The 2,624-nt window shown below is 73.2% G+C and carries 3 protein-coding genes, 2 tRNA genes and 1 other RNA gene; 1 reads left to right on the top strand and 5 read right to left on the bottom strand.

What is annotated here, in order from left to right:
* The coding region (locus tag H5J29_RS28630) for a DNA polymerase III subunit gamma and tau (RefSeq protein WP_181784096.1) at nt 1–1,224 on the bottom strand (1,224 nt) is incomplete at its 3' end.
* Between the two features lie 46 nt (nt 1,225–1,270).
* An RNA gene (gene ffs / locus H5J29_RS28625) (signal recognition particle sRNA small type) lies at nt 1,271–1,365 on the bottom strand.
* Nucleotides 1,366–1,438: 73 nt separating this feature from the next.
* Here ffs and H5J29_RS28620 point away from each other — a divergent pair.
* Nucleotides 1,439–1,523, top strand: a tRNA-Ser gene (locus tag H5J29_RS28620).
* Nucleotides 1,524–1,762: 239 nt separating this feature from the next.
* On the opposite strand, the gene H5J29_RS28615 is transcribed toward H5J29_RS28620, so the two are convergent.
* The 3 genes from H5J29_RS28615 to H5J29_RS28605 all read right to left on the bottom strand — a co-directional run.
* Nucleotides 1,763–2,212, bottom strand: coding sequence for a hypothetical protein (locus tag H5J29_RS28615; RefSeq protein ID WP_181784095.1), 450 nt, complete (start codon nt 2,210–2,212; stop codon nt 1,763–1,765).
* A gap of 58 nt (nt 2,213–2,270) precedes the next feature.
* Nucleotides 2,271–2,358 (bottom strand) — tRNA-Ser (locus tag H5J29_RS28610).
* Nucleotides 2,359–2,381: 23 nt separating this feature from the next.
* Nucleotides 2,382–2,624, bottom strand: a 243-nt coding sequence (locus H5J29_RS28605; protein ID WP_181784094.1) for a nucleoside deaminase, incomplete at its 5' end; no start/stop codon positions are given.

The following is a 2,624-nucleotide window of genomic DNA, read 5'->3' as shown; positions in this document are numbered from 1 at the left end:
GGAGGGCCGCACGAACTGCGGCTTCTCCGACTCCTCGGCACCGCTGGACGCGGGCTCCGAGGCGATCGCGTTCCGGCGCTCGACCCGCTCCAGCCGCTCGAGCAGGCCCGCGTCGGAGGTCGTGGCCGCAGGCAGCAGCATGCGGGCGCACAACAGCTCCAGCAGCAGCCGGGGGGCGGTGGCGCCGCGCATCTCGGTGAGCCCGGCGTGCACGATCTCGCCGTACCGGGCGAGCGTGGCCGGGCCGAGCCGAGCGGCCTGGTCGAGCATGCGCTCCAGCTCGTCCGACGCCGCCTCGACCAGCCCCTGGCTCGCCGCCTCCGGCACGGCCTGGACCAGCATCAGGTCCCGCAGCCGCTGCAGCAGGTCGGCCGCGAACCGGCGGGGATCGTGTCCGGCCTCGACCAGCCGGTCGACGGCCTGGTAGACGGCACCGCCGTCCCCGGCGGCGAGCGCGTCGACCACGTCGTCGATCAGGGCGACGTCGGTGACCCCGAGCAGCGCCATCGCCCGCTCGTAGGTGACCCCCTCGGGGCCCGCGCCCGCGAGCAGCTGGTCCATGACCGACAGGGTGTCTCGGGCGGACCCCCCGCCCGCACGGATGACCAGCGGGTACACGGCGGGCTGGACCTGCACCCCCTCGTCCCCACAGATCTGCTCGAGCAGCGCGCGGAGCGTGCCGGGCGGGATCAGCCGGAACGGGTAGTGGTGCGTGCGGGACCGGATGGTGGGCAGCACCTTGTCCGGCTCGGTGGTGGCGAAGACGAAGACGAGGTGCTCCGGCGGCTCCTCCACGATCTTCAGCAGGGCGTTGAAGCCCTGCGTGGTGACCATGTGCGCCTCGTCGACGATGAACACCCGGTACCGCGACTCGGCCGGGGCGTAGAAGGCGCGGTCGCGGAGCTCCCGCGCGTCGTCCACCCCACCGTGGGAGGCGGCGTCGAGCTCCACGACGTCGATGTTCCCGGGGCCCTCCGGGGCCAACGCGACGCAGGAGTTGCAGACACCGCACGGATCAGGGGTGGGGCCCTCCACGCAGTTCAGCGAGCGGGCCAGGATCCGCGCCGACGACGTCTTCCCGCAGCCCCGGGGGCCCGAGAAGAGGTACGCGTGGTTGATCCGACCGGCCGAGAGGGCGGTGCCGAGGGGTTCGGTGACGTGCTCCTGGCCGACCACCTCGGCGAACTTCGCCGGGCGGTACTTGCGATAGAGAGCGAGCGCCACGGACCCGAGGCTACCCACCACCCCCGACAGATCAGGGAGGGGGAGATATAGGGGACCCCGCGCACCCGCCAGAGCCCGCTGACCCTTGCTGCCTTCCGGCCCTGGGGGAGTTCACAGGATGGACGCCGCGCGGGATCCGTGGACGAGTGTAGCGGCCCGCGCCACCCGGGTCCCGGCGCGGGGGTCCGGAGAGCGGTCGCGTAAGGTTCTCGCCGGAGGATTCGCCTAGTGGCCTAGGGCGCACGCTTGGAAAGCGTGTTGGGAGCAATCCCTCAGGGGTTCGAATCCCCTATCCTCCGCGCCTCACAGCAGCGACAACGCCGGGCAGGTCCCGGCGTTGTCGCATTTCCGGGGTCGTACCCGGCCGCGCCGAGCGAGTCCCGGAGCAGGACCATCAGCGCCGCCCGGAGCGTGCGCGCATCGGTCGGTCCGTGCCCCAGCCGCAGCGGCCGTCGGCGTCTCGCAACCGGCAGCGGCCGGGTGGCGAGCCGACGCCGGCGTGCCGGTCCGGGGCCGGGCGACCCTCGCGGGGCGGAGCTCAGCCCAGCCGGTCCCACTGCACGACGAGCGCGCGAGAACCCTGCGGGTCGGTGAGGACGGGCAGGTCGAGGCCGGTCCGGATGACCGAGGTATGGGTGAACGGGATGCGCACGTGCCTGCGGACGACCGTGCCGTCGATCCGCAGGTCCAGCCTCGCGATGGGCTCCGCCCCGATCCGGCTCGACGTGCTCTGCACCCCCACGATCGCGGCGCGGGTCGGCCTGCCCGAGGTCTCGACCCGGCGCAGCGCGGCGATGCTGCCGAACATCCGCTGCTGGACCACCGTCCACACCGCACCCTGGATCAGCCCGACCACGGCGAGGATGCCGAGGACCAGGGCGGTGATCCCGCCGTCGGGCAGCAGGAGCCAGGCGAGGACGGCCAGGACGAGAGCCGCCGCCCCGGCCAGCAGGAACGCCCTCCCGATCCGCCCGAACACGATCGTCACGACCTGCCCCTCCCCCGGAGACGGCGAATGCCGGGCCCCGAGGGACCCGGCATTCTGCTGGCGGTAGCGGTGGGATTTGAACCCACGGAGGCGTGAACCTCACGCGCTTTCGAGGCGCGCTCCTTCGGCCGCTCGGACACGCTACCGCCGACAACTTTACAAGCCGGACTCACGAGCGGTGCAGGCCCCCGGCGAAGAACCGTTTGAGCAGGTCGGCGGCCTCGTCGGCCCGCACGCCGCCCACCACCTCCGGGCGGTGGGTGAGCCTGCGGTCGCGCAACACGTCCCACAACGAGCCCGCCGCGCCCGTCTTCGGCTCCCAGGCGCCGAACACCACCCGGTCGACCCGGGCGAGCCCGAGCGCGCCCGCGCACATCGTGCAGGGCTCGACGGTCACCGCCAGCGTGCACCC

Source organism: Pseudonocardia pini (genome assembly GCF_013870575.1).
Taxonomy (GTDB): domain Bacteria; phylum Actinomycetota; class Actinomycetes; order Mycobacteriales; family Pseudonocardiaceae; genus Pseudonocardia; species Pseudonocardia pini.
This window is presented reverse-complemented; position numbering and strand designations above follow the sequence as displayed.